Here is a 21,943-nt window from a genome sequence, read left to right on the forward strand (position 1 = left end):
CGTGCGAGACCGGTCATCACGGAACGACTGCTGTTTCTTAATGCCTCAAGATACGGCAAGGTTGTACAGGAAAATCGGCTTTGTACAAGATTCCGTATGCAGAAGACCGTATAGCCCGTTCAATAATTCAGCTGCAGGGAGCGAGTATGACTCACAGCGATATGGGTCGTCGCAAAGACGATCACCTTGATATCGTGCTGGACCGACGCGCCAGCGTGCGTTCCTCCTTCTCCGGACTGGACGACATCCGCTTCGAACACTGTGCGCTGCCGGAGTTGAATCTGGACGACGTTGACGTCAGCAGCTCACTGCTGGGCATCGCCTTGCGCGCGCCGCTGCTCATCAGTTCCATGACCGGCGGGGCCGACCGGGCCACCGCGATCAACCGTCATCTGGCCGAAGCCGCCCAGGAGCTGGGCATCGCCATGGGCGTCGGGTCGCAGCGGGTGGCCTTGCAAAGCGGCAGTGATCAGGGCCTGACCCGCGAACTGCGGCGTCTGGCGCCGGACATCGCGCTGCTGGGCAACATCGGCGCCGCGCAGCTGATCGAGCCTGACGGCCTGGACATGGCCCGCCGTGCGGTCGACATGCTTCAGGCCAATGCGTTGATCATTCATCTGAATCCGTTGCAGGAAGCGGTTCAGGCCGGCGGCGACCGGCGCTGGCAGGGCATTCTCGAAGCGATCCACCGCGTGGTGCTGGATGTCGGCGTGCCGGTGGTGGTCAAGGAAGTGGGCGCGGGCCTGTCTGTCGATGTGGCGCAGGCGCTGGTGCAAGCCGGGGTGCACGTGCTGGACATCGCCGGGCTCGGCGGCACCAGTTGGGCGGCGGTCGAGGCCGAGCGCGCCGAGAACCCGGCCGATCGCGAAGTCGCCATGGCGTTTGCGCAATGGGGCATTCCGACTGCAGTCAGCCTGGCCATGGTCCGCCAGGCACTGCCGGACACCCCGCTGATCGCGTCCGGCGGCATTCACAATGGCATCGACGTGGCCAAGGCCATTCGCCTGGGCGCGGACGTCGTCGGTCAGGCCGCAGGCGTGCTGCGCAACGCGACCCTGTCGACGGCTGCAGTCATCGAACACTTCGACATTGTCATCCGCCAGCTGCGCATCGCCTGTTTCTGCACCGGCTCGGCTGACCTTCGCGCGTTGCGCAGCGCCCGGTTGCTGGCGCCCAACACCCTGCAGACGTTGCTCTCATGACGCATTTTGCCGTTGTGGCGCCAGCGTTCTACAGCCACTTTCAAGGGTTTCAGGCGTTGGCCGGGACATTGATCGACCGCGGTCATCAGGTGACCTTTTTCCAGCAGGCCGATGCACGGCGCTGGCTGACCGACCCGCGCATCGGCTTTCATGCCCTCGGCGCCCTCAGTCATCCGCCGGGCAGCCTCGAAGCGGCGCTGCGCCGTGCCGCCTGTTCGAATAATCCCCTGCGCCTGCGACGGGTGATTCGCGACCTGTGCGACACCACCCGCATGCTGTGCGCCGAGCTGCCGTCTGCGCTGGCGGTGCGGCAGATCGAGGCCTTGCTCTGCGACCAGATGGAAGCAGCGGGCGGGATGGTCGCCGAAGGGCTGGGCTTGCCGTATGTCTCGGTGGCCTGCGCCTTGCCGGTCAACCGCGAGCCGCAACTGCCGCTGGCGGTGATGCCATTTGTCTACGCCACCGATGAACGCAGTCAGCATATGTATGAAGGCAGCCGCAAGGTGTACGACTGGTTGATGAGGCCGTTGAGCAAGGTGCTGCGTGATGCGTCACGCCGACTGGCCATCGAGCCCCGCGACGGCCTGCATGAATGCCTTTCACCCTACGCGCAGATCAGCCAGACCATCCCCGGTTTCGATTTCCCCCGTCAGCATCCGCCTGTGAATTTTCACGCGGTCGGGCCGCTGCGGGCGCCTCAAGCCGAACAACAGGGCGAGTGGCCGATTGACCCTGACCGGCCGTTCATCTTCGCCAGCCTCGGCACGCTGCAGGGCAGTCGTTTTGACATGTTCAAGCGCATCGCCACGGCCAGCCGACAATTGAACGCGCAGTTGCTGGTGGCCCATTGCGGCGGGCTCGATGCACGGCAAGAGCAGCGGCTGATCAAGGCCGGCGCGACCTGGGTGACCGATTTCGCGCCGCAACAATGGGCGCTGCAACACGCTGACGCGGTGGTGACCCATGGCGGCTTGAATACGGTGATGGACGCCATCGTCGCGCGCACGCCGATGCTGGTCATGCCCATCGCCTTCGATCAGCCGGGCGTGGCGTCCCGGGTTACCCACGCCGGCATTGGCCTGCAACTGCGGCGCGGCGCCCGGGCAGGGCAGATTCGTGAGCGGCTCACGCAACTGCGCGGGCTGTCCACCGAACCTTTTGATCAACTGGCGACCGAACTGGCCCAGGCCGGCGGCACGTCTCGCGCCGCCGACATTGTCGAAGCCATGGTGCGCACGGGCGAGCCGGTGCTGGCGAGGCAGTTGCCATGACGTATGACTTGATTCTCGCCGGCGGCGGACTGGCCAACGGGCTGATCGCCTGGCGCCTGAAGCAGCTGCGGCCGGAGCTGTCCGTGCTGTGCATCGAAGAGCAGACGCACCTGGGCGGCAACCACACCTGGTCCTACCACGAAGGCGACCTCACGGCCGAGCAGCATCAATGGCTGCAGCCGCTGGTGGTGCAGCGCTGGGCGACCTATGACGTGCACTTCCCGCAACGTTCGCGGCGGCTGAACAGCGGCTACGCCAGCATTACGTCGGAACGCTTTGCCGAGGTCATCGAGCCCGCCCTGGGCGATGCGCTGCTGACCGGTCGACGCATCACCGAACTGACCCCGCGCACCGTCGTGCTGGACAGCGGCGAGCGGCTTCAGGCCCGCGCGGTGATCGACGGCCGCGGCGTGCAGGCCACGGCGCACATGGTGCTCGGGCAGCAGGCGTTTCTGGGACAGTTGCTGCGCGTGAAGGCACCCCACGGCCTGACCGCGCCGATCATCATGGACGCCCGCGTCGCGCAGAGTGAGGGCTATCGCTTCGTCTACGTGCTGCCTTTTTCGGCCGACACCCTGCTGATCGAAGACACCCACTACGTCGATCACCACTCGTTTTCCACCGAGCAGCTTCGTCAGCACATCGCCGATTACGCTGCCGCCCATGGCTGGGAGATTGCCAAGTGCCTGCGCGAAGAACAGGGCGTGCTGCCGATCACCCTGGCCGGGGATTTCGCCGGGTTCTGGCGTGAGGCGGCGGGGCAGCCGCGATCCGGTTTGCGCGCCGGACTTTTTCATTGCACCACCGGCTATTCGCTGCCCCATGCCGTGCGGCTGGCGGAGTGGATCGCCGCTCAACCCACGCTGGATGCCGACTCACTGGACGCAGGCATCCGCGCCATCGCGCAGAAAGCCTGGCACTCCCAGCGTTTCTATCGGCTGCTGAACCGCATGCTGTTTCTGGCCGGACGTCCGTCGAATCGCTGGCAGGTGATGCAGCGGTTCTACGGCCTGTCCGAAGGCCTGATCAGCCGTTTCTACGCAGGCCGCAGCACCCTGGCCGACAAGCTGCGCGTGCTGACCGGCAAACCGCCCGTGCCGATCAACGAGGCTGTCACAGCCGCTGCCCGTTACTTACCCAAGCATTACCTGCCTAAGCATCATGAGAATTGACATGACCCAAGCAAAAACCGCAATTGTGATTGGTGCCGGTTTCGGCGGCCTGGCCCTGGCCATCCGGCTTCAGGCGGCGGGCGTGCAGACGACGCTGCTGGAAAAACGCGACAAGCCCGGCGGCCGCGCCTACGTCTACGAAGATCAGGGTTTCACCTTCGACGCGGGGCCGACGGTGATCACCGACCCGACGGCCATCGAAGAGCTGTTCACCGCCGCCGGCAAATCCATCAAGGATTACGTCGAGTTGCTGCCGGTGTCGCCGTTCTATCGCCTGTGCTGGGAAGACGGGACGAAGTTCGATTACGCCAACGATCAGCAGTCCCTGGACACCCAGATTGCCGCGATGAACCCCAAGGACGTCGCCGGCTATCAGCGCTTTCTGGCGTACTCCAAAGCGGTGTTTCAAGAGGGTTATCTGAAGCTCGGGGCGGTGCCGTTTCTGTCCTTCCGCGACATGGTCCAGGCCGGCCCGCAGCTGGCGAAGTTGCAGGCGTGGCGCAGCGTGTATTCGATGGTGTCGCAGTTCATCGAGGACGACAAACTGCGCCAGGCGTTTTCCTTTCACTCGCTGCTGGTCGGTGGCAACCCGTTTGCAACGTCCTCCATTTACACGCTGATTCACGCCCTTGAACGGCAATGGGGCGTCTGGTTCCCGAAGGGCGGGACCGGCGCGCTGGTGCAGGGCATGGTCAAGCTGTTCGAAGACATCGGTGGGCGTGTCGAGCTCAACGCCGATGTCGCCAGCATTGACACGAGTGGTCAGCGAGTGACCGGCGTGCGGCTCAAGGATGGTCGGCAGATTAATGCCGACTGCGTGGCCTCCAACGCCGATGTCATGCACACCTACGCCGAGCTGCTCGGCGGCCATCCCCGCGGGGTCAAGGAAGGCGCACGGCTGAAAGGCAAGCGCTTCAGCAATTCGCTGTTCGTCATCCACTTCGGGCTCAAGCGCCCGCAGCCCCAGTTGCAGCACCACACCGTGTGCTTCGGCCCGCGCTACAAGGCGCTGATACAGGAAATTTTCAAGGGCGCGGCGCTGGCCGAAGATTTTTCGCTCTACCTGCACGCGCCGTGCATCACTGACCCGAGCCTGGCGCCACCCGGCTGTTCGAGCCATTACGTGCTGTCGCCGGTGCCGCACCTGGGCAATGCCGATATCGACTGGGAAGTGGAAGGGCCGCGTTATCGCGACCGCATTTTCGAGTACCTGGAAAAGCACTACATGCCGGGGCTGCGCGAAGATCTGGTCACCAGCCGCATCTTCACGCCGCAGGATTTCAAGGGCGAGCTCAACGCGCACCTCGGTTCGGCGTTTTCCCTTGAGCCGATCCTGCGCCAGAGCGCGTGGTTCCGCCCCCATAACCGCGACGCGAGCCTGAGCAATCTGTACCTGGTCGGCGCCGGCACACACCCGGGCGCGGGCGTGCCGGGCGTCATCGGTTCGGCCAAAGCCACGGCCGGGCTGATGCTGGAGGACCTGCACTCATGAGCGTCGCCGATCAGGCGCTGCTCGACCACGCCACCCAGAGCATCGAAGTCGGCTCGAAAAGCTTCGCGGCGGCGTCACGCCTGTTTGACCCGGTGACCCGGCGCAGCGCCGTGATGCTTTATGCGTGGTGCCGGCATTGCGACGACGTCATTGACGGTCAGGAAGCAGGGCATTCGGCGACGGTGGTCAGTCAGCAGGAAGTCACCGAGCGGCTGCAACGGCTAATCGCCCAGACCCACGCCGTGTACGCCGGGACGCCGACCCACAGTCCGGCGTTCGAGGCGTTCAGGGAGGTTGTCCTGCGCCATGGCATCGAGCAGCGTTATGCCCTGCAGCATCTGGATGGCTTCGCGATGGACGTCAGCCAGCGCGAATATCGGCGCATCGACGACACGCTGGAGTACTGCTATCACGTGGCTGGGGTGGTCGGGTTGATGATGGCGCAGATCATGGGCGTGAGTGACGAGGCTACCCTCGACCGGGCCTGCGATCTGGGCCTGGCGTTTCAGCTGACCAACATCGCCCGGGACATCGTCGAAGATGCCTCGGTGGGACGCTGCTACTTGCCGGGGGACTGGCTGGATGAGTTGGGCATTCCCCATGATCGCCTTGCAGCTCCGGAGCATCGTCCGGCATTGGCGGTGCTGGCGAAGCGCTTGGTGGACATGGCCGAGCCGTATTACGAGAGCGCCAATGCCGGCCTGACCGCGCTGCCATGGCGATCGGCGTGGGCGGTGGCGACGGCGGGTTGCGTCTATCGGGAGATCGGCGTGAAGGTCAGGGAGCGTGGCGCCCGGGCGTGGGATGCGCGGGTCTCGACCAGCAAGCTGGACAAGCTGCGACTGGTGTTGGTGGGGGCGTGGAAGGCTAGCGCGTCTCGAGGTCGGCACTGGCCGGCGCGACCGGCGCACCTTTGGCAACGTCCGGGTCAGACTTGTGCAACGGGCCGTCATGCAAGCGTCGAAGCTGGGCGCGTAACCGAGTGACGCTCGGCGCGTAGAGAAAGCCGAACGACACGCAGCGCTCTTTGCCCGACACCGCGTGATGCATCAAATGCGCCTGATACAGGCGCTTGAGATAGCCATTGCGCGGCACGTATTTGAACGGCCAGCGCTTGTGCACCAGACCATCGTGGGCGATGAAATACAGAAAGCCGTAAGCGGTCATGCCCGCGCCGATCCATTCCAGGGGATGGGCGCCTGCAGTGCCCAGCGCGATCAGCACGATGGCAAACCCGGCGAACACCACGGCATACAGATCGTTCTTCTCGAACCAGCCGGTTCTCGGCTCATGGTGCGACTTATGCCAGCCCCAGCCCCAACCGTGCATGATGTACTTGTGCGCAAACACGGCAAAGCCTTCCATGCCGATCACGGTTGCGAAAAAGACGAGGGCATTGATCATCGGGTTCATCCGCGGGGAAAGTCTCAACGTCAGACCGTAAAAGGGCCGACGGTGTTCGGTGCGTGATTGTCGCATGCCGATGGCTGAAGGCGGAGGTCGGTTTGTCAGTTGCTGGTTTGGGCGTCACCGTCCGTTGTTTTTGTAGCGTGACGTCTGCCGCCTTCCCGGCTGAAGCCGGTCCCACTATCAGTCCGCGGTGTTCCAGTGGACTGCATTGCTTTTCGTGGGACCGGGTTCAGCCGGGAAGAGGCCGGTGTTAACACTCTCAATCTTGCGGTGTAACGCCCGACGCTTTCCCGGCTGAAGCCAGTCCTACACGTCGAGCGTGATGCTTTTCGTGGGACCGGGTTCAGCCGGGAAGGGGCCGGTTCGTGCGCCCTCGGTCTTCTGCCGATGCCGGTGCTTGGCACCGCGCGTCCACGTGGACTGAACTGTGCGCGCCACGTGCGGCCTCAGACTTACACCCGCTAAAGGAGGCCAAGGCCATGAACCACGACGAATTCAATCAATACGACGCAGAGCGCTTCCACGGTCAGGTCGCCGAGCAACTGGGCATCAGCGTGGAAGAGCTGAAAACCTGGATGATCAACGACATCGAGCGGGTCACTGAGGGCGGCGAGGAGGTGGGGCACATGGTGGTGTTCCGCGAGTCCACGCCGGATGAGGTGCTCGACAAGCTCAAGAATCCGCAGAGTCGTTATACGGCGATGACGGGTGTGATCAAGACCGAGTAAGCCATCGGCGTTCGCCAGAAATGGCCAGCCCATGACTTGAATCGCAAACAACAAAAAGCCCGATCACTCGGGCTTTTTGTTGCCGCTCAGCCGCTGATTACTTCGACGGCAGGGCGTAGGCGATCAGCGAGTCACCCATCTTCGTACCAAACGAGCCATGCCCGCCGGCCATGATCACAATGTACTGCTTGCCATTGCTCTCATAGGTCATCGGCGTGGCCTGACCGCCCGCTGGCAAGCGCGCTTCCCATAGCAGGTCGCCGTTGGTGACGTTGAAGGCGCGCAGGTAGTTGTCCTGTGTACCGGCGATGAACATCAGGTTGCCGGCCGTGGAGATCGGCCCACCCAGCATTGGCACACCGATTTTCAGCGGCGGCAGCTGGATGCCTTTCAGGCTGTCGCGGATGGTGCCGATGCGTTTGCGCCAGACCACGTCGTGGGTCTTCATGTCCACGCCGGCCACATAGCCCCACGCCGGCTCTTTGCACGGCAGGCCGAGTGGCGACAGGAAGGCGTTGATTTCAACGCCGTAAGGCACGCCGTACTGAGGCTGAATGCCCATTTCGGTACCGCTGCCGGTGGCCCCTTCTTTAGGCCACAGCGGGTTGTTCGGGCCACGGGGAATCAGCTTGGACACGAACGGCAGGGCCATCGGGTTCATCAGCGCGACCTGACGGTCAGCGTTCACCGAGATACCGCCCCATTCGAAGACACCCAGGTTACCCGGGAACACCAGCGTCCCTTGCTCGGACGGCGGCGTGTACTGGCCGTTGTAGGACAGCTGCTTGAAGATCACGCGGCAGACCAGCTGGTCAAACATCGTCGCGCCCCACATCTCCTTGTCGGAAAGGGTTTGAACGGACGTCAGATTGAGGTCCGAGCGCGGCTGGGTCGGGCTGACCCGATCGCCTGGCGCCGCTTCACCGGCAGGCACCTGCATTTCGTGAACAGGCACGATCGGCTTGCCATCGCGACGGTCCAGCACGAACAGGTTGCCTGCCTTGGTCGGCACGTACACCGCAGGGACGGCTTCGCCGCTGCCGGTTTTGACGTCAGCCAGGGTAGGCTGGGCCGGTACGTCCATGTCCCACAAGTCGTGGTGCGTGGTCTGGAAGCTCCACACCAGTTTGCCGGTGGAACCGTTCATCGCGACGATCGAGCTGGCGTAACGCTCCATCACCGGGGTGCGGTTGCCGCCCCAGATGTCGGGCGTCGGGTTACCGGTTGGCACGTAGACCACGTCGGTTTTCGCGTCATAGGCCAGCGGAGCCCAAGCGTTCGGCGAGTTGTTGACCAGGGTTTTGCCATCGCCCGGAATCGCGTTCGGGTCTTCGGCACCAGTGTCGAAGATCCACTTCAACGCGCCGGTGTTGACGTCGTAGCCACGGATCGCGCCGGACGGCTCGTGCACCGACAGGTTATCGGTCACCGAACCGCCGATAATCACGGTGGTGCCGGTCACGACAGGCGGGGAGGTGGGTTCGAGGCCGCCCGGATACGGGTAGGGCTGCAAGTGCAGCAGGTCCAGCTCGCCGTTTTTGGCGAAGTCGGCGCACGGTGTGCCGTTGTCAGCATTAATGGCGAACAGGCGACCGTCGTTGACCGGCAGGAACACCTTGCGCGGGCAACTGGTGGCGACCGGTTGGGTGCCTTCCAGGCTTTTTGCAAACTGAGTGGTGTCAGCCTGATCGAAGTACGCGACGCCACGGCAGGTCAAGTGTTGGAAAGACGGATCGGATTTGAGCTTGGGATCGAATCTCCACTTCTCTCTACCGGTGGCCGGATCCAGCGCCACCAGAATCTGGTGAGTGGTGCAGATGTACATGTTGTCGCCAACCTTGATCGGCGTCAGCTCGTTGGTGGTTTCGCCGGAGTCATTGGCGGTTTTCGATTCGCCGCTGTTGAAGGTCCAGGCCACCTGAAGGTCTTTGACGTTGCCTTCGTTGATCTGAGTCAGCGGGGAATAACGCGTGCCCGACTGCGTGCGGCCGTAAGCAGGCCAGTCGCCGTTGGCGATGCCTTCGACAGGCTGATGCTGCGCGGGTTGCGCCGTCGCCATGCTGCCGTTGATTTCCTGCGGGTCGTTGAAGATGGAATACACCATCACCACGATCGCCAGGGCCAATGTCGCGGATAAAAAGGTTTTGCCCGGCTTCAGACGCTCCGGAATGTCACGGGTGACCCCCGGGATCAGCAGCCACAGACCCAGCACCCCGAGGATGTCGAAACGCGGTACCAGCGCCCAGAAATCCGTGCCGGCCTCCCACAGGCCCCAGACCACGGTGATCAGCATCAGCGCGCCGTAGAGCCAGAGCGATGCAGCGGAACGTCGCCACAACAGGACGGCGAACACCAGCAGCTCGACGCCCAGGAACAGATAATAAAAAGAGCCGCCCAATGAGAGCAGCCAGATACCGCCAACCACCAGAAACAGGGCAAAGATGCCTGCAATGATGGAAGTAAAACGCCTCAGCCCTGAAGCTTTTGATAAGTCATTCATCGATGTTCCCCCTTGGGATGTAGTGCATGGACTGTGCGCCTTATAGGGGGTTCAACTCCGGAACCTGGAGTCTGGATAAAATTTTCAGCGCCACTGACCATCCACTCTTTCGAAGCATAGGCCGTGTTTGCAATCTGATCACGGGGGAAAAGCATTCAGATGGCGAACGGCGCGGCGTTGGGCGAGATCGGCTCACGATGACGAGGGCGGAAAGGCGGCTACAGAGTGCGTTGGAGAGGGGCCAGGTCATGCACGCGCCGGTGCATCCCATCGCTCAAAGTTGCGGGGGTTGTGGGGGCAGACTAGAGTCGGAAACAGCCCCACCTAACTTTGTTACCGCAGGCGCATGAACGAGTGAAGTCTTTGCACTTCCATCAAGCCTGCGAGTCAATAACAAGCTGGAAGTAAGTTCGCTATGCATAAACGTTTTAGCAGAGCGCGAACCACACTAACGCTATTATGTGCGGCGTTTGTGTTGTGCGCGTCTGGCTGCAGTGGCACCGCCAGTAATACCAAAACAACCGGACTGTCGTTAGTGGATTACACCTCCGTGAGCGCGTCTTCCCCACCCGAGCACCTTACCGGACTCTGGGCCGGCCCCCATGCCGGCGGCACGTTCTACGTGGAAATCTTCGACGACGGCGACCTGCGCACCTGCTTGAGCGCTCCGCCTTATTACCACGCGATGGACGGAAAATACGCCGATGAGGCGCTGTATCTGGAAGACGGCACCCGCATCGAATTTCAGCCGGTGGGGGCACGGCAGATCACCATTTATTCCCCTCCCGGCAGGCCGGTCACCACGCTGGAACGCAGCGCACCGGGTCACTCCGCCAGCCAGTGTCTGGCAGGTGCCGCTGACGTCCAGCGCAAACTGTCCCACTGGGCTTCGCATTAGCGGCAGGGTTCGATAATTGAGGCAGTGCGCGGGTATCATGCACGGCTCGAACCCACCGCCCGACCCCGGATTCAGGATCACAATGCCCAGCCCCACGTTTACCGTCATGCGCCTCGACGCCATGCCGCCGGAATCGATCAAGAGCCAGATTATGCAGATGGTGATCGACTACGTCACCGAGCTCAGCATGGTCGCCATCGCCCCGAGCAATCCGTTGTACCCGCTGTATCAATACGGCGTCGGCCATGAGGTGCATCAGTACGTGCAGGCGATGGACGGATCGCGGGGGATTGCGGTGGAATTGATCGTGGCGCTGGATGCCGAGGACCCTTCGGTCGTCATCGGCTTCTTGCTCTATCTGCCGGTTCAACAGGACCCGCAGGCGTGCGCCGTGGCGTACATGGCAGTGCAGACGGCGCGCCGTCGTCAGGGCGTGGCGCGGGCCATGCTGGAGAAAATGACCGAACGCTATCCCCATGCCGAGCTGGCGTGCTTCGTTGCGAAAGTGCCGGTGTTCGAGGCGCTGGGCTTTCAGGTGCTGGGAGCACGCGGGCCGCAGGTGTTGATGAACACCCGTGACCAGCAAACCGACGGCTTGTTGGCCGTGCTGGACATCGCGCCGATCTACAACTCGCTGGAAGTGCGGCAGATCCACAGCTATCTGTTGAAGCAGCACGGCAAGCGTGCGATGACCGATGCGGAAAAACAGCGCGATCGGCACATTGACCAGTTGACCCGGCAGGCGCGCCTGTTCGTCAACGGACTGCTGGGCGAGTCAGGCGCGCAGGCCTTCATCGGCCCGCAGCTTGTTTAATCCAAAGCTCAGCGAACGGCCTCGTTGAGGTCGATTCCGCGTGAGTCCTTGCTCCACATTTCCAGCAGGAAATCCCGCTCGGCGTGATGCAGCGTGCGTTCCATCGCCAAGTGCCGCGCGAGGGCCTGATGCACTTCGCGGCCTTCCATGGGGCAGCCTTCGATGGGGTGCAGCCAGTGGCACGCCAGCACCGCGCCATCGGGCGTGAGGCTTTCACGAATGCGCTCAATGATCTCGCCAAAGGCATCCGGCGTCAGGTAATAGGCCCATTCGCTGATCACCACCAGATCGAATTGCCCGGCAGGCCAGTCCTGGGGCAGACAACCTTCCAGCACTTGCACATGGGCGTGCGCACTCAGGCGATCGCGGGCCAGGGTGACGGCCCGGGGGCTGAGGTCCATGCACAACAATGCGTCGCACCGTTCGGCCAGGCGCAGGCTCAATTCGCCATTGGCGCAGCCTGGCTCGAAGATGCGCGCGTAGCGCTGGCGCGGCAGGGAGGCGAGGGTCAGATCGCGTTTGCGATGCTCGTACCAACGGGTGCGAAAGGCCCAAGGGTCGTCGCTGCTGGCGAACAGTTCGTCGAAATACTCACCTGTGATGCTCACAGAAACACCAGTTCGAAGGGTTGAAGCAGACGCTCCAGCGTTTGCGGGTTCAGCACCGCGGGCGCGCCGGTGCTCGGGTCGTTTTCCAGCTGGCTCAAGTGAGCACCGATGGCTTCACGCTTGCGCCGCAGTTGCTCATCGCTGAGCCAGAATTTGCGGGCCTGTTCCCAAGGGATACGCGGGTCATTCGGTTCCGCCCAATGCCAGGCCCACACCGGAATTTCCACCAGTGTCGCGCCGATGTTGGCCACCGCCTGGGCCGCGCAATGGCCGACGGCTTCGTGGTCGCAGTGGCCGTCGTGGCGCCAGGTGGTCAGCAACACATCCGAGGGACGCAGGTCTTCGCTGAGCAGCGCAATCAATGACTCGGCATGCTCCGCAACCTGACCATCGCCCATGCCGAGCCGTTGCCAAGACAACCTCGACACGTCCAGGCCCAGGTGCGCGACGGCTTGCTGGCTTTCCCGCCGACGCTCGGTGCGCAGGCGTTGCATGGGCCACAGCGGCGAGTGCGGATGGCTGCCTTCGCCGTCGGTGACGGCAACCAGGTGCACATCGTTCTGCCGCTGGGCCATCGCTGCGAGCAGTCCGCCGCAGGTCAGCACCTCGTCGTCGGGATGCGGCGCGAGCACGATCAGGCGGGAGCCGGGTGGAACCAGTTCTTCCAGGGTGATCGGGCGCACACCGCGCAACGCCACGCTGTTCTCCCAGGCGCTCAACGGTGTCCCGCTGACGCCGAATGGCTGTGCTTCGTTCATAGGGACCAATCCTCGGGTTCGACCGTGGCGACTCGCTGGCCCAGATGCGCCAGGTCACGCTCGGCGTGGCTTTGTCGGATAAACACCTGGAGGTCGGCGGCCAGCCGCGCAAAGTGCGGATCGCGGCAGAACGGTGTTGCGCCCAGCGCCCGGCCGACATGTCGGCACACCTGTTCAACCGCCATCTCGACCTGCGCCCGCAGGCGCTGCACCCTCAGGCTCGCGTCGTCCTGCGGATGGGCGTCGATCCATGACGCGCATTCGCGCAAGGCCGCCGCCGCGCCACACAGCGCTGCATCGACGCTGCCCAGATGGGCGTCGGCGTGGGGTTCTGGCCGTCCGTGGTGTCGGTGCGCGCGCAAGCTTTTCGCCAGCGCCACTGCCGCGCCGTACCAAGCGGCAGCGATCCCGGCGCCGCCTTGCCAGAACCCTGGCCGGGTCAGATAGTCGCCGTTGTTGCCCACGCAAATGCCGACCGCGCCGTCGAAGTGCACATCGCCGCTGGCGGTCCCGGCCATGCCCACGGCCTGCCAGGTCTCGCTGCTGAAGCGAACGCCCGGCTGCTTCAAATCGACGGCCACCAGTTGCGGCGCCTCATCGCTGGCCCAGGCGGTGAGCAGGGCGTAATCCAGCTGTTGGGCGCCGGAGCACCAGGCCTTGCGGCCGTTGAGGCGGACCTTGTCGCCGTGGCGCTGGCTGACGCCGACCTTGGCGTCGGGCGGTTCGGCGGCCCACACGCCCCAGATGCCGGGTGCTTCGAAAGGCGCGGCGCCAAGCTCTTTCAGAATGGCAAGGGCGTCGGTATGGCCCTCGTAGAGTTTGAGCAGCGCCAGATCCAGGCCCGCCACGGTTGCCAATTGGCGCCAGCGTTCGAGGGTGCGACCGCTGCCGGGCAACGGCAGTTGATCGATTCCGCTGTCGAGGCAGCGCTGCATGGCGTGCCGCAGGGGCGCGTCCGGCACGTGGGGATTGTCACGGTGGGCGAAATCCGCCAGCAGTGATTCAAGTCCTTGTGCATCGTCCCGCATGGCTGACTGTCTCCGACCCGTTGACGCCGACGCGAGGTGCGCGGGCTTTTGCCTGGCCCGCTTGCGCGGCCTGCTGATGGAATTCGGCAGCGCCGGCGGGGCGGGGTTCAAACATTTCTTCTGCCAGCCGGTTCGGTTGCCTCTGGCAGGGAGCACGCAAGAGGGCGGTGATCGGCGCCTTGCAGTCAGGTGCGCGGTTTTGTCGCAGTGGGCGTTTCCCGACCCATGGGCGTCAAGGCGTGCAGCGTCGTCGGATGGCCTGCGTAAAATCCGCTCGTAACCTATTCAAGCCGGTTTTGCGCGACACTGTCGGGCACCTGTTTTTTTTCGCTTCGTCCCTCGCTGCTGCAGTGCGACTGCCAATCAACGCCTGCGCCCGGCGAGGTGGACGAAAAAAGGGTTGGCGTTGGCGCCAGCCGCTGCTTTCGAGAGTTTGCCAGATGAATGAGTTTCTGACCCGCCGTCAGGTGGTCACCGGCATGGGCCTGATGGGGCTGGGCCTGCTGGCCGGCTGTGACGGTTCGACCACTGCGCTGGATTTCAAGTACGGCAAAGATCTGAGCAACAAGATCATGGGCCGGACCTTCAAGTTGACCGACACCGACGGTGAGGTCAAAACCCTGTCGAGTTATCGCGGGTTGATGCCGATGGTGTTTTTCGGCTTCACCCAGTGCCCGGCGGTGTGCCCCACGGCGCTGGCCCGCGCTGCGCAGATCAAAAAGATGATGGGCGAGGACGGCAAGACGCTGCAGGTGATCTTCATCACCGTCGACCCCGAGCGCGACACGCCGCAGATACTCGACGCCTACGTCAAACAGTTCGATCCGACGTTCGTTGCCCTGCGCGGCACGCTGGAAGAGACCGCCCACGTCGCCAAAGAATTCGGCGTGTTCTACGAAAAGGTCCCGGCGGGAAACACCTACACCATGTCCCACACCGCCATCAGCTTCGTGTTCGACTCCCGGGGTAACCTGCGCCTGGGGCTGTCGCCTTCGCTTTCCGCCAAGCAATGCGCGGAAGATTTGCTCACTGTCATGGAAGTCTGCTGATGAATGCTTTGTTGAATGCTGTATCGCGCACGTTGCTTGTCTCTCTGTTGGCCGGCGTCAGCCTGAGTGCGGTTGCGCAGACGCGGGTCGAGGATCCGTGGGTGCGTGCAACGGTGGCCGGGCAGCCTTCATCCGGTGCCTTCATGCACATCACCGCCGACACCGACAGCACGCTGCTCAGCGTCAGCTCGCCGGTGGCGAAGGACGTGCAGATCCACGAGATGAGCATGACCAACGACGTCATGCGCATGGGCCCGGTCGACGCCGTGCCGCTGCCTGCGGGCGAGACCGTGGCGCTGGACCCCGATGGCTACCACGTCATGCTAATGGGCCTGAATGGTCAGATCAAAGAGGGCGACCAGGTGCCACTGACCCTGACCGTGAAGAACGCCGAGGGCGAGACCGAAGTGGTGAACGTCACCGCACCGGCCCGCGCCGCGACAGCCCCGATGGACATGGCCCATGACCACGGAATGACGCATTAAGCAGGAGCGCTTATCTGCGAACCTCTCGTAGGACCGGCTTCAGCCGGGAAGGCCTCAGGTGCCAGGCCGCAGAAAAGAGGGTGCTCGACCCAGCGTCTTCCCGGCTAAAGCCAGTCCCACGAAGACACCGCGTACCTCAGTAGGACCGGCTTCAGCCGGGAAGGCCTCAGGTGCCACGCCGCAGAATTGATGGTGTTCGAACCGGCGTCTTCCCGGCTAAAGCCGGTCCCACAAATAGAATGCGTTCTCCTGTTGGACACGCTTCAATCCCCAAACGCCCCCAGCAGCAACACCACGTTCAGCACGATGATCAACAGCGCGATGCCCCAGGCCAGGGTCGTCAGAATGGGCCCGGTCACGAAATCGCCCATCAGCTTGCGGTCCGACACGAAGCGCACCAGCGGCACGATGGCGAAGGGCAGTTGCATCGACAGGATGACCTGACTCAGTACCAGCAATTTAGCCGTGCCCTGAGCCCCATAGATGCTGGTCACCACAATCACCGGAATGATCGCCAGCCCACGGGTCAGCAGGCGGCGGATCCAGCCCGGCAGGCGCATACGCAGAAAGCCTTCCATGACGATCTGCCCGGCCAGGGTCGCCGTGACTGTGGAGTTTATCCCCGACGCCAGCAACGCTACGCCGAACAGCATCGACGCCATGCCCACGCCCAGCATCGGCGAGAGCAAATGGTAGGCCTGTTCGATTTCCACCACGTCGATCTTGCCGGCCTTGTGAAAGACCGTTGCCGCAGTGATCAGAATCGCCGCATTGACGAACAGCGCCAGGGTCAGCGCGATGGTGCTGTCGGTCACTGCCCAGCGCAGGCCGATGCGCCGGCCTTCATCCGTGCGCGGATAGGCGCGGGTCTGCACGATGGAGGAGTGCAGGTACAAGTTGTGCGGCATCACCGTCGCACCAATGATGCCGATTGCCAGGTACAGCGCCTCGGGATTGGTGACCACCTCGGCCTTGGGAATGAAACCGGCGAACAGCTCCGCCAGATCAGGCTGGGCCAGCACCATCTGGATCGCGAAGCAGCCGAAGATGACCAGCAGCAGTGCGATGACAAACGCCTCGAGCGCCCGAAACCCGCGGCCCATGAGCAGAAAAATAAGAAACACATCGACCGCCGAAATCACCGCGCCCCAGATCAGCGGAATGCCGAACAGCAGGTTCAGCGCAATGGCGGTGCCGATCACCTCGGCCAGGTCGCAGGCGATGATCGCGATCTCGCAGGCAATCCACAGGGCGATGCACACCGGCCGGCTGCAGCGCTCGCGGCAGGCTCGCGCCAGGTCCCAACCGGTGACGATCCCAAGACGCGCGGACAGCGCTTGCAACACGATGGCCATCAGATTCGACAGCAAGATAACCGACAGCAGCAGGTAACCAAATTTCGAACCGCCGGCGATGTCAGTCGCCCAATTGCCCGGATCCATGTAGCCCACGGCGACCATATAGCCGGGGCCGGTGAACGCGAGCAGCCGCTTGAACCAGTTGCCGCTCTTGGGCATGGCGACACTGGCGCTGGGCATGCCCCCGCCGAGTGTGTCGTCGCCGGGGCGGGCAGGGTGGTCGATAGGCGGCATTAAGGATTCCGGCGTTGGACACTGAGTGATCAAAGGTGGCGACAGGCAGGGGCTGCTGTGCGGTTTTGGCGAGTGCGCCCGGCAACCATCAGCTCGACAGCGACGCCGCTGCCAGTGAGTTTAGATAATCCCCAAAGCCTTCCTTGCACCGGTAGTCCTTTCGTGCGCTGGTGGTGACGCTGTTCGCGGAAATCCACGCGATGGACGCACCGATGCGTTGCAGATCGGCGACCAGATGCACGTCTTCATGGGCCGCCAGCGCCTTGAAACCGCCGGCCCGCTGATAGGCATCGGCGCTGACGCCCAGGTTCGCGCCATGGATGTGCCGATGGTCATCCACCGGGCGGTACAGCGCGTCATAGCGTTGGCGCACATGGTCGGGATGGCCTGACCAGTCATCGACTTCGACGATGCCGCACACCGCATCCACATTCAGGCTGACCTGATGCGCCAGCCAGGCATAGGGCACTACGCTGTCGGCGTCGGTGAACGCCAGCCAGCGCGCGCCACGTTCCAGCATCAGCCGTACGCCTTCGGCACGGGTCATGCCAACGTTGCGGTAGGCGCAAACGTGCGTGTTGACGCCGTGGGCTGCGGCGACCCGGGCCGAAGCGTCGGAGCAGTCATCGAGCATGATCAGGATTTCCACGGGCTCGCCGTGGAGGTCTTCATGGACAGAAGCGGCGATCAGCGACTTGATGCAGTCGTCCAGGAAATCTTCTTCGTTGTGCGCGGGGACAATAATTCCAATCATTGAAGTGTCTCGTCTCGGCACCTGCGCTGATCGCGGCGTCCTTCGATGTCGACCGAAGCGAGGGAAATTTGGTTTCAAGTATTTTCGTTTACGAAGACCACCAACTCGCCTGGCAGCGTTGAGGCATATCCCAAACGCAACGACGCCGCTGAATAGCGGCGTCGATGGCTTTGCGTTACGGCGAGACCCTACGGCGTGGGAATCAGGGTTCAGCCCGCCAGCAGTGCCTTGGCGATGGCCTCGTTGAACGCTGGCAGATCGTCCGGGGTGCGGGAGGTGATCAGAGTCCAGCCGTTGGCCGGGCATTCCTTGACCTCGGCATCAACCCAATTGGCCGCGCCGGCATTGACCAGGTCAGTGCGCACACTTGGGTAAGAGGTCAGGGTTTTGCCTTTGATCACGCCGGCATCGATCAGCAGCCATGGGCCGTGGCAGATCGACGCGACGGTCTTCCCTGCGTCGGCGAACGCCTTGACCAGTTTCTGGGCATCGCTGTCCTGGCGCAGGGTGTCGGCGTTGACCGTGCCGCCGGGGATGACCAGTGCATCGAAATCATTGGCAGACAGGCCGGCCAGCTTGGTGTCGGAGGTCACGACGGCGTCTTTGTCGGTGTCGTTCAGGAACAGTTGCGCAGTGCCGCCTTCGATGGAGGCGTGGGTCACCGCAGCACCCTGACCCTTCAACGCTTCCAGCGGCTTGAGCAGTTCGTCGCGCTCGATGCCGGTGTTGGACGTAATGATCAAAACCTTCTTGCCGTTCAGTTGATTGCTCATGTTTTCGCTTTCCTCTGAAATAAAAAGTGCTGAACTGCGCCCGCTATCAGCGGGCGGTGTCACTTTCAGAGGGAAACGGAAAAGCGAAAGTTCAGCCTGATTGCGTGGCCGGGCTGAAGGTCGATGGCGACGACTCAGGCTAAGCACCCGGATTTCGGGCGCCGGGATCACCGCCGTGCGACGAAACGGCGCAGCGTAATGACACCGTCGTCACAAGCACTCGCGGACCGCTTTTTCCAATGCATTGCGGCCAAAGGCCGACGACAGCGGGGCGCGCTGGTACAGGAAAACCCGGGTATTGGGGTTGCCTTTGTAGACCTCGAGAATTTCATCGGAGGCGATCTTGCCGGAGATCAGCAGTTTGTAGTGACCCTTGCTCTCGGTCATGGTCGTGCCCGGCTTGATCTGCTGCCACTTGGGGTAGATGCATTTGGCGTAGTCAGATGGCGTCTTGGCGGTATCGAAATTAAACGACGGGTTGTTCGGCGTAGAGCTGCAACCGGCCAGCACTACGGCGATGGCGCAGCCCAGTAACGAGTACGGTGATAAACGGCGCATCAATTCATCCTGAATTAGAAAACGAAAACAATTTGATCGGGTCGATGGGCGCCTATGTTGACCAGCAACCGTGCAAATGAAAAGCGCACGCTTTGAAATATTTCACCGCGGGTTAAAGCCTGGCTTGCGCTGCCGTCACCGAGCTTCTGGACGGGTCATCCTGATCAATGGGTTCCCTCAGTCGATCGCTGCTTATTGCTCGATTGGTTTGCATATTGCTCGATCCACGAATAGAGTGAGCGAAAACGAGCGCTCACTTAAGCATGTGCCCGTTCGTTACGGCCTGAATGACGGAGAACACATGTCACACGACGAACTGCAACGGGCTGCCCGGTCAGTCCTGATGCCGGCGATTGCCAGCCTGGCGCTGGACGAACCTGTGCGCCGCCATCTACACGCTGGCGGCGTATCGATCCTGCTGGGTGAGACGCGTGATGAGTACCTGGCCCGAAACATGAGTTTCGAGCGCCGCCGGGAAGAAACCGATGCGCAGTTTTCCGCGATCGCCAGGGAGGCGGCACTGTGCGCGGCGGCGCCGGTGCTGATCGCCGTGGATCAGGAGCTCGGCGGCATCCAGCGCTTGCACGGTCTGGTGCCCGGTATGCCGAGCTCGACCGAACTGACCCACATGAGCACCGCCGACATCGAGTCGCGCTGTTATGAAATGGCCAGCTCGGCCAGGGTCATGGGCGTCAATCTGTTCCTGGCGCCGATTGTGGACGTGGTCAGCGGGGTCAACCCCTGGCTGCACCAGCGCAACCTCGTGCCCGATGCCGCCGAAGTGGCGCGCATTGCCTGCGCGTTCATCCGGGGTGTGCAGCGTGCCGGCGTGATTGCCACGGCCAAACACTTTCCGGGTCATTACCAGGTCGAGCACGACCCGGCGGTGGCGCGGGCTACTGTGCCCGACAACGCCGCCGCGCTCAGCGACGGGCTGGAGGTGTTCAGGCAGGTCATTGCCGCAGGCGTTGGCGCAATCATGCCCGGGCCTGCGGTGTTCCCGGCGCTGGATCCGCAGCAGTCGGCCAGCACCTCGGCGGCGATCATCGGCCTGCTAAGGGATGCGTTGGGTTTTGAAGGGCTGATCGTGTCCGACGACCTCGACGCCGTTTCCATCCTGCGCGGCAACAGCATCGCCGACACCGCCGTCGCCGCCCTGAATGCCGGTGCGCACCTGTTGCTCCTGTCGGCGGAGGCCGGGCTTGACGACATCTCGCGCGCCATCGTCGATGCCGTAAACAATGGAGGACTGGATGCGCAAACCCTGCTTGCAGCCGCGCACACAGTTCGCGCCCACGCCCAAAGGTCGAGAGCCCAAGTGGACTCAGGCCTGTACGTGTCCTACCCGGTCTCAGGCGGTCATCTCACCCGCCGAGTCATGATCTGAACACCCGCTGTTGCTGCCGACCACGTGCAGCTTGCAGCTCATCGCTCACCCTATTTGTACTCGCGGCCCGCGCGTTCTACTCTCGCCACTCTGTCCACCCAGAAGGAAGGCACGATGAGCTGGTCCGCCAGGCAGTATTCCATGTTCGAGCAGCAACGCACCCGACCGGTCCGCGACCTCGTCGCCGCCATTCCTCTGGCCTCGGCGCACACCGCAGTCGACCTCGGCTGCGGTCCCGGCAACTCCACCGAAGTGCTGGCCGAGCGCTTCCCGGAGGCTACGGTGACCGGGGTGGACAGCTCCGACGACATGCTGCGCGACGCCCGTCAGCGGCTGCCGAATGTTGCATTCGAACTCGCCGACATCGGCAGTTGGAACCCGGCACAGACTTACGACGTGATTCTCGCCAACGCGTCGCTGCAATGGGTGCCTGACCACGCGACGCTGTACCCGCGGCTGGTCAGCCTGCTCAACCCTGGTGGCGTGCTGGTGGTGCAGACGCCGGACAACCTGGAGGAGCCTGCCCATCGTCTGGCCCGTGACATCGCGGCGAGTGCGGAGTGGGCGAGCAGGATTGGCGACGTCAAGCACCCCGACCGACACCCTGCCGCCTATTACTTCGAACTGCTGCAAGGGCATTGCGCCGAGGTCGATGTCTGGCGCACCACGTATCACCATCCGCTTGCCGGCGGGCATGGGGCAGTGGTCGAGTGGTTCAAGGGTTCGGCGCTGCGGCCCTATCTGCAAAAGCTCGACGAAGCGGCGCAGCAGGATTTTCTCGACACCTATTTGCAGGCGATCAGCCAGGCCTACCCCGCGCTGGACGACGGCACGGTGCTGCTGCCGTTCCCGCGCTTGTTCATCGTTGCGACACGTTGAAGCCTGCGGCTTGCGTTAAGCCGCTGTGTTGCGAGCCGTGATCGACACCGCCTTTTTCTGATGGAGTGAGCATGAGCAATGACCCCGGCGAACTGGCCGCACGGCTGATTCGCAATTTCAATGAAGTGCCGCTGCAACACGAGCGCCGCGACCCGCTGTACGAAAGCCATGCCGCCCGCCTGGGCACCGGCACCGCCGCGCAGAAACTGGGCGCGTCGGTGGACATCGTCGCACCCGGCAAGCGCTCGTGCCCTTATCATTTTCATTACGCGCAGGAAGAAATGTTCGTCATTCTGAACGGGCAGGGCACCTTGCGCGTGGCGGGTGAAATGCTCCCGATCCGCAGCGGCGATGTGATCTTCATTCCGCCGGGGCCTGAGTATCCCCACCAGATCATCAACACCTCTGACGCGCCGCTGAAGTATTTATCCATCAGCACCCGCGAGACGCCGGAAGTGTGCGAATACCCGGACTCCGGCAAGTATCAGGCGATGGTCACCATCAACGGAGCACGTGCGTTTGCGGCCGTGCAGCGTCCTGATGCGACACTGGCTTACTGGGAGGGCGAGCCTTGATTCAATCGGC

22 protein-coding genes are annotated in these 21,943 nt (G+C 63.1%); 13 read left to right on the top strand and 9 right to left on the bottom strand.

Translation table 11 applies throughout. The features are described from left to right. Window positions 1-146: 146 nt before the first annotated feature. From fni to crtB, 5 genes are read left to right on the top strand one after another with little or no spacing between them, the layout of a single operon-like run. Window positions 147-1,202, top strand: coding sequence for a type 2 isopentenyl-diphosphate Delta-isomerase (fni, locus tag AC07RO_RS21660; protein ID WP_495087044.1), 1,056 nt, complete (start codon window positions 147-149; stop codon window positions 1,200-1,202). Further along, window positions 1,199-2,473 carry a glycosyltransferase gene (locus tag AC07RO_RS21665; protein WP_495087045.1) on the top strand — a complete coding sequence of 425 codons (1,275 nt, stop codon included), beginning with the start codon at window positions 1,199-1,201 and terminating at the stop codon, window positions 2,471-2,473. Before fni ends, AC07RO_RS21665 begins: the two co-directional genes overlap by 4 nt. Beyond that, entirely contained in the window at window positions 2,470-3,645 is a 1,176-nt protein-coding gene (gene crtY / locus AC07RO_RS21670; protein WP_495087046.1) for a lycopene beta-cyclase CrtY, read from the top strand. Before AC07RO_RS21665 ends, crtY begins: the two co-directional genes overlap by 4 nt. Before the next feature lies 1 nt (window position 3,646). Next, window positions 3,647-5,137 carry a phytoene desaturase gene (locus AC07RO_RS21675; RefSeq protein ID WP_192172151.1) on the top strand — a complete coding sequence of 497 codons (1,491 nt, stop codon included), beginning with the start codon at window positions 3,647-3,649 and terminating at the stop codon, window positions 5,135-5,137. Beyond that, window positions 5,134-6,123 (top strand): 15-cis-phytoene synthase CrtB, encoded by a 990-nt coding sequence (gene crtB, locus AC07RO_RS21680; RefSeq protein ID WP_495087047.1) that lies wholly within the window; start codon window positions 5,134-5,136, stop codon window positions 6,121-6,123. Before AC07RO_RS21675 ends, crtB begins: the two co-directional genes overlap by 4 nt. On the opposite strand, the gene AC07RO_RS21685 is transcribed toward crtB, so the two are convergent. After that, window positions 6,005-6,550 (bottom strand): sterol desaturase family protein, encoded by a 546-nt coding sequence (locus AC07RO_RS21685; protein ID WP_192172293.1) that lies wholly within the window; start codon window positions 6,548-6,550, stop codon window positions 6,005-6,007. The genes crtB and AC07RO_RS21685 overlap by 119 nt on opposite strands. Window positions 6,551-7,026: 476 nt before the next feature. Between AC07RO_RS21685 and AC07RO_RS21690 the strand changes: the two genes are divergently transcribed. Beyond that, entirely contained in the window at window positions 7,027-7,275 is a 249-nt protein-coding gene (locus AC07RO_RS21690) for a hypothetical protein (protein WP_346626323.1), read from the top strand. Between the two features lie 97 nt (window positions 7,276-7,372). Here the strand turns inward: AC07RO_RS21690 and AC07RO_RS21695 are convergent, their stop codons facing one another. Then, window positions 7,373-9,775 carry a glucose/quinate/shikimate family membrane-bound PQQ-dependent dehydrogenase gene (locus AC07RO_RS21695; protein WP_495087048.1) on the bottom strand — a complete coding sequence of 801 codons (2,403 nt, stop codon included), beginning with the start codon at window positions 9,773-9,775 and terminating at the stop codon, window positions 7,373-7,375. Window positions 9,776-10,325: 550 nt separating this feature from the next. On the opposite strand from AC07RO_RS21695, the gene AC07RO_RS21700 reads away from it, so the two are divergent. Beyond that, entirely contained in the window at window positions 10,326-10,673 is a 348-nt protein-coding gene (locus AC07RO_RS21700) for a hypothetical protein (RefSeq protein ID WP_192172147.1), read from the top strand. Between the two features lie 82 nt (window positions 10,674-10,755). After that, window positions 10,756-11,487 (top strand): GNAT family N-acetyltransferase, encoded by a 732-nt coding sequence (locus tag AC07RO_RS21705; RefSeq protein ID WP_495087049.1) that lies wholly within the window; start codon window positions 10,756-10,758, stop codon window positions 11,485-11,487. An 8-nt stretch (window positions 11,488-11,495) separates the two neighbouring features. Here the strand turns inward: AC07RO_RS21705 and AC07RO_RS21710 are convergent, their stop codons facing one another. The 3 genes from AC07RO_RS21710 to AC07RO_RS21720 are packed head-to-tail and all read right to left on the bottom strand — an operon-like array spanning window position 11,496 to window position 13,881. Next, window positions 11,496-12,095 carry an SAM-dependent methyltransferase gene (locus tag AC07RO_RS21710; protein ID WP_495087050.1) on the bottom strand — a complete coding sequence of 200 codons (600 nt, stop codon included), beginning with the start codon at window positions 12,093-12,095 and terminating at the stop codon, window positions 11,496-11,498. Then, a complete protein-coding gene (locus tag AC07RO_RS21715) occupies window positions 12,092-12,853 on the bottom strand; it encodes a PIG-L deacetylase family protein (protein WP_495087051.1) in 762 nt (253 codons plus the stop codon). The genes AC07RO_RS21710 and AC07RO_RS21715 overlap by 4 nt, the downstream gene beginning before the upstream one ends. Beyond that, window positions 12,850-13,881: an acyl-CoA dehydrogenase family protein gene (locus tag AC07RO_RS21720; protein ID WP_495087052.1), complete on the bottom strand. Its 1,032-nt coding sequence runs from the start codon at window positions 13,879-13,881 to the stop codon at window positions 12,850-12,852. The genes AC07RO_RS21715 and AC07RO_RS21720 overlap by 4 nt, the downstream gene beginning before the upstream one ends. A 440-nt stretch (window positions 13,882-14,321) precedes the next feature. Between AC07RO_RS21720 and AC07RO_RS21725 the strand changes: the two genes are divergently transcribed. Next, complete coding sequence (locus AC07RO_RS21725; protein ID WP_495087053.1) at window positions 14,322-14,930, top strand: SCO family protein; 609 nt, start codon at window positions 14,322-14,324, stop codon at window positions 14,928-14,930. Next, window positions 14,930-15,415, top strand: coding sequence for a copper chaperone PCu(A)C (locus AC07RO_RS21730; RefSeq protein ID WP_495087054.1), 486 nt, complete (start codon window positions 14,930-14,932; stop codon window positions 15,413-15,415). Before AC07RO_RS21725 ends, AC07RO_RS21730 begins: the two co-directional genes overlap by 1 nt. A 263-nt stretch (window positions 15,416-15,678) precedes the next feature. Here AC07RO_RS21730 and AC07RO_RS21735 read toward each other — a convergent pair whose 3' ends face one another. The 4 genes from AC07RO_RS21735 to AC07RO_RS21750 form a co-directional block, all read right to left on the bottom strand. Then, window positions 15,679-16,953, bottom strand: coding sequence for an Nramp family divalent metal transporter (locus AC07RO_RS21735; protein WP_495087071.1), 1,275 nt, complete (start codon window positions 16,951-16,953; stop codon window positions 15,679-15,681). Between the two features lie 142 nt (window positions 16,954-17,095). Then, window positions 17,096-17,761, bottom strand: coding sequence for a glycosyltransferase family 2 protein (locus AC07RO_RS21740; RefSeq protein ID WP_495087055.1), 666 nt, complete (start codon window positions 17,759-17,761; stop codon window positions 17,096-17,098). A 209-nt stretch (window positions 17,762-17,970) separates the two neighbouring features. Beyond that, complete coding sequence (locus AC07RO_RS21745; RefSeq protein ID WP_192172138.1) at window positions 17,971-18,534, bottom strand: type 1 glutamine amidotransferase domain-containing protein; 564 nt, start codon at window positions 18,532-18,534, stop codon at window positions 17,971-17,973. Window positions 18,535-18,744: 210 nt separating this feature from the next. Further along, window positions 18,745-19,092, bottom strand: coding sequence for a hypothetical protein (locus tag AC07RO_RS21750; protein WP_192172137.1), 348 nt, complete (start codon window positions 19,090-19,092; stop codon window positions 18,745-18,747). 301 nt (window positions 19,093-19,393) lie between these two features. Between AC07RO_RS21750 and AC07RO_RS21755 the strand changes: the two genes are divergently transcribed. From AC07RO_RS21755 to AC07RO_RS21765, 3 genes are all read left to right on the top strand, one after another. After that, entirely contained in the window at window positions 19,394-20,479 is a 1,086-nt protein-coding gene (locus tag AC07RO_RS21755) for a glycoside hydrolase family 3 N-terminal domain-containing protein (RefSeq protein ID WP_495087056.1), read from the top strand. A gap of 114 nt (window positions 20,480-20,593) precedes the next feature. Then, window positions 20,594-21,358 carry a trans-aconitate 2-methyltransferase gene (gene tam / locus AC07RO_RS21760; protein ID WP_495087057.1) on the top strand — a complete coding sequence of 255 codons (765 nt, stop codon included), beginning with the start codon at window positions 20,594-20,596 and terminating at the stop codon, window positions 21,356-21,358. 71 nt (window positions 21,359-21,429) lie between these two features. Continuing rightward, window positions 21,430-21,933, top strand: a complete 504-nt coding sequence (locus AC07RO_RS21765) for a cupin domain-containing protein (protein ID WP_495087058.1) — start codon at window positions 21,430-21,432, stop codon at window positions 21,931-21,933. Window positions 21,934-21,943: the final 10 nt, after the last annotated feature.

It is taken from the genome of Pseudomonas sp. GW821-FHT07F05, assembly GCF_059418765.1.

Excerpts from the sequence above, each read along its gene's own strand:
- fni (WP_495087044.1), top strand. The coding sequence starts at position 147 with ATGACTCACAGCGATATGGGTCGTCGCAAAGACGATCACCTTGATATC.
- AC07RO_RS21735 (WP_495087071.1), bottom strand. The coding sequence starts at position 16,953 with ATGCCCAGCGCCAGTGTCGCCATGCCCAAGAGCGGCAACTGGTTCAAG.
- AC07RO_RS21755 (WP_495087056.1), top strand. The coding sequence starts at position 19,394 with ATGTCACACGACGAACTGCAACGGGCTGCCCGGTCAGTCCTGATGCCG.
- AC07RO_RS21665 (WP_495087045.1), top strand. The coding sequence starts at position 1,199 with ATGACGCATTTTGCCGTTGTGGCGCCAGCGTTCTACAGCCACTTTCAA.
- AC07RO_RS21765 (WP_495087058.1), top strand. The coding sequence starts at position 21,430 with ATGAGCAATGACCCCGGCGAACTGGCCGCACGGCTGATTCGCAATTTC.
- AC07RO_RS21675 (WP_192172151.1), top strand. The coding sequence starts at position 3,647 with ATGACCCAAGCAAAAACCGCAATTGTGATTGGTGCCGGTTTCGGCGGC.
- AC07RO_RS21705 (WP_495087049.1), top strand. The coding sequence starts at position 10,756 with ATGCCCAGCCCCACGTTTACCGTCATGCGCCTCGACGCCATGCCGCCG.
- AC07RO_RS21720 (WP_495087052.1), bottom strand. The coding sequence starts at position 13,881 with ATGCGGGACGATGCACAAGGACTTGAATCACTGCTGGCGGATTTCGCC.
- AC07RO_RS21750 (WP_192172137.1), bottom strand. The coding sequence starts at position 19,092 with ATGCGCCGTTTATCACCGTACTCGTTACTGGGCTGCGCCATCGCCGTA.
- AC07RO_RS21725 (WP_495087053.1), top strand. The coding sequence starts at position 14,322 with ATGAATGAGTTTCTGACCCGCCGTCAGGTGGTCACCGGCATGGGCCTG.
- crtB (WP_495087047.1), top strand. The coding sequence starts at position 5,134 with ATGAGCGTCGCCGATCAGGCGCTGCTCGACCACGCCACCCAGAGCATC.
- AC07RO_RS21715 (WP_495087051.1), bottom strand. The coding sequence starts at position 12,853 with ATGAACGAAGCACAGCCATTCGGCGTCAGCGGGACACCGTTGAGCGCC.
- AC07RO_RS21740 (WP_495087055.1), bottom strand. The coding sequence starts at position 17,761 with ATGATTGGAATTATTGTCCCCGCGCACAACGAAGAAGATTTCCTGGAC.
- AC07RO_RS21745 (WP_192172138.1), bottom strand. The coding sequence starts at position 18,534 with ATGAGCAATCAACTGAACGGCAAGAAGGTTTTGATCATTACGTCCAAC.
- AC07RO_RS21690 (WP_346626323.1), top strand. The coding sequence starts at position 7,027 with ATGAACCACGACGAATTCAATCAATACGACGCAGAGCGCTTCCACGGT.
- tam (WP_495087057.1), top strand. The coding sequence starts at position 20,594 with ATGAGCTGGTCCGCCAGGCAGTATTCCATGTTCGAGCAGCAACGCACC.
- AC07RO_RS21685 (WP_192172293.1), bottom strand. The coding sequence starts at position 6,550 with ATGAACCCGATGATCAATGCCCTCGTCTTTTTCGCAACCGTGATCGGC.
- AC07RO_RS21695 (WP_495087048.1), bottom strand. The coding sequence starts at position 9,775 with ATGAATGACTTATCAAAAGCTTCAGGGCTGAGGCGTTTTACTTCCATC.
- AC07RO_RS21730 (WP_495087054.1), top strand. The coding sequence starts at position 14,930 with ATGAATGCTTTGTTGAATGCTGTATCGCGCACGTTGCTTGTCTCTCTG.
- crtY (WP_495087046.1), top strand. The coding sequence starts at position 2,470 with ATGACGTATGACTTGATTCTCGCCGGCGGCGGACTGGCCAACGGGCTG.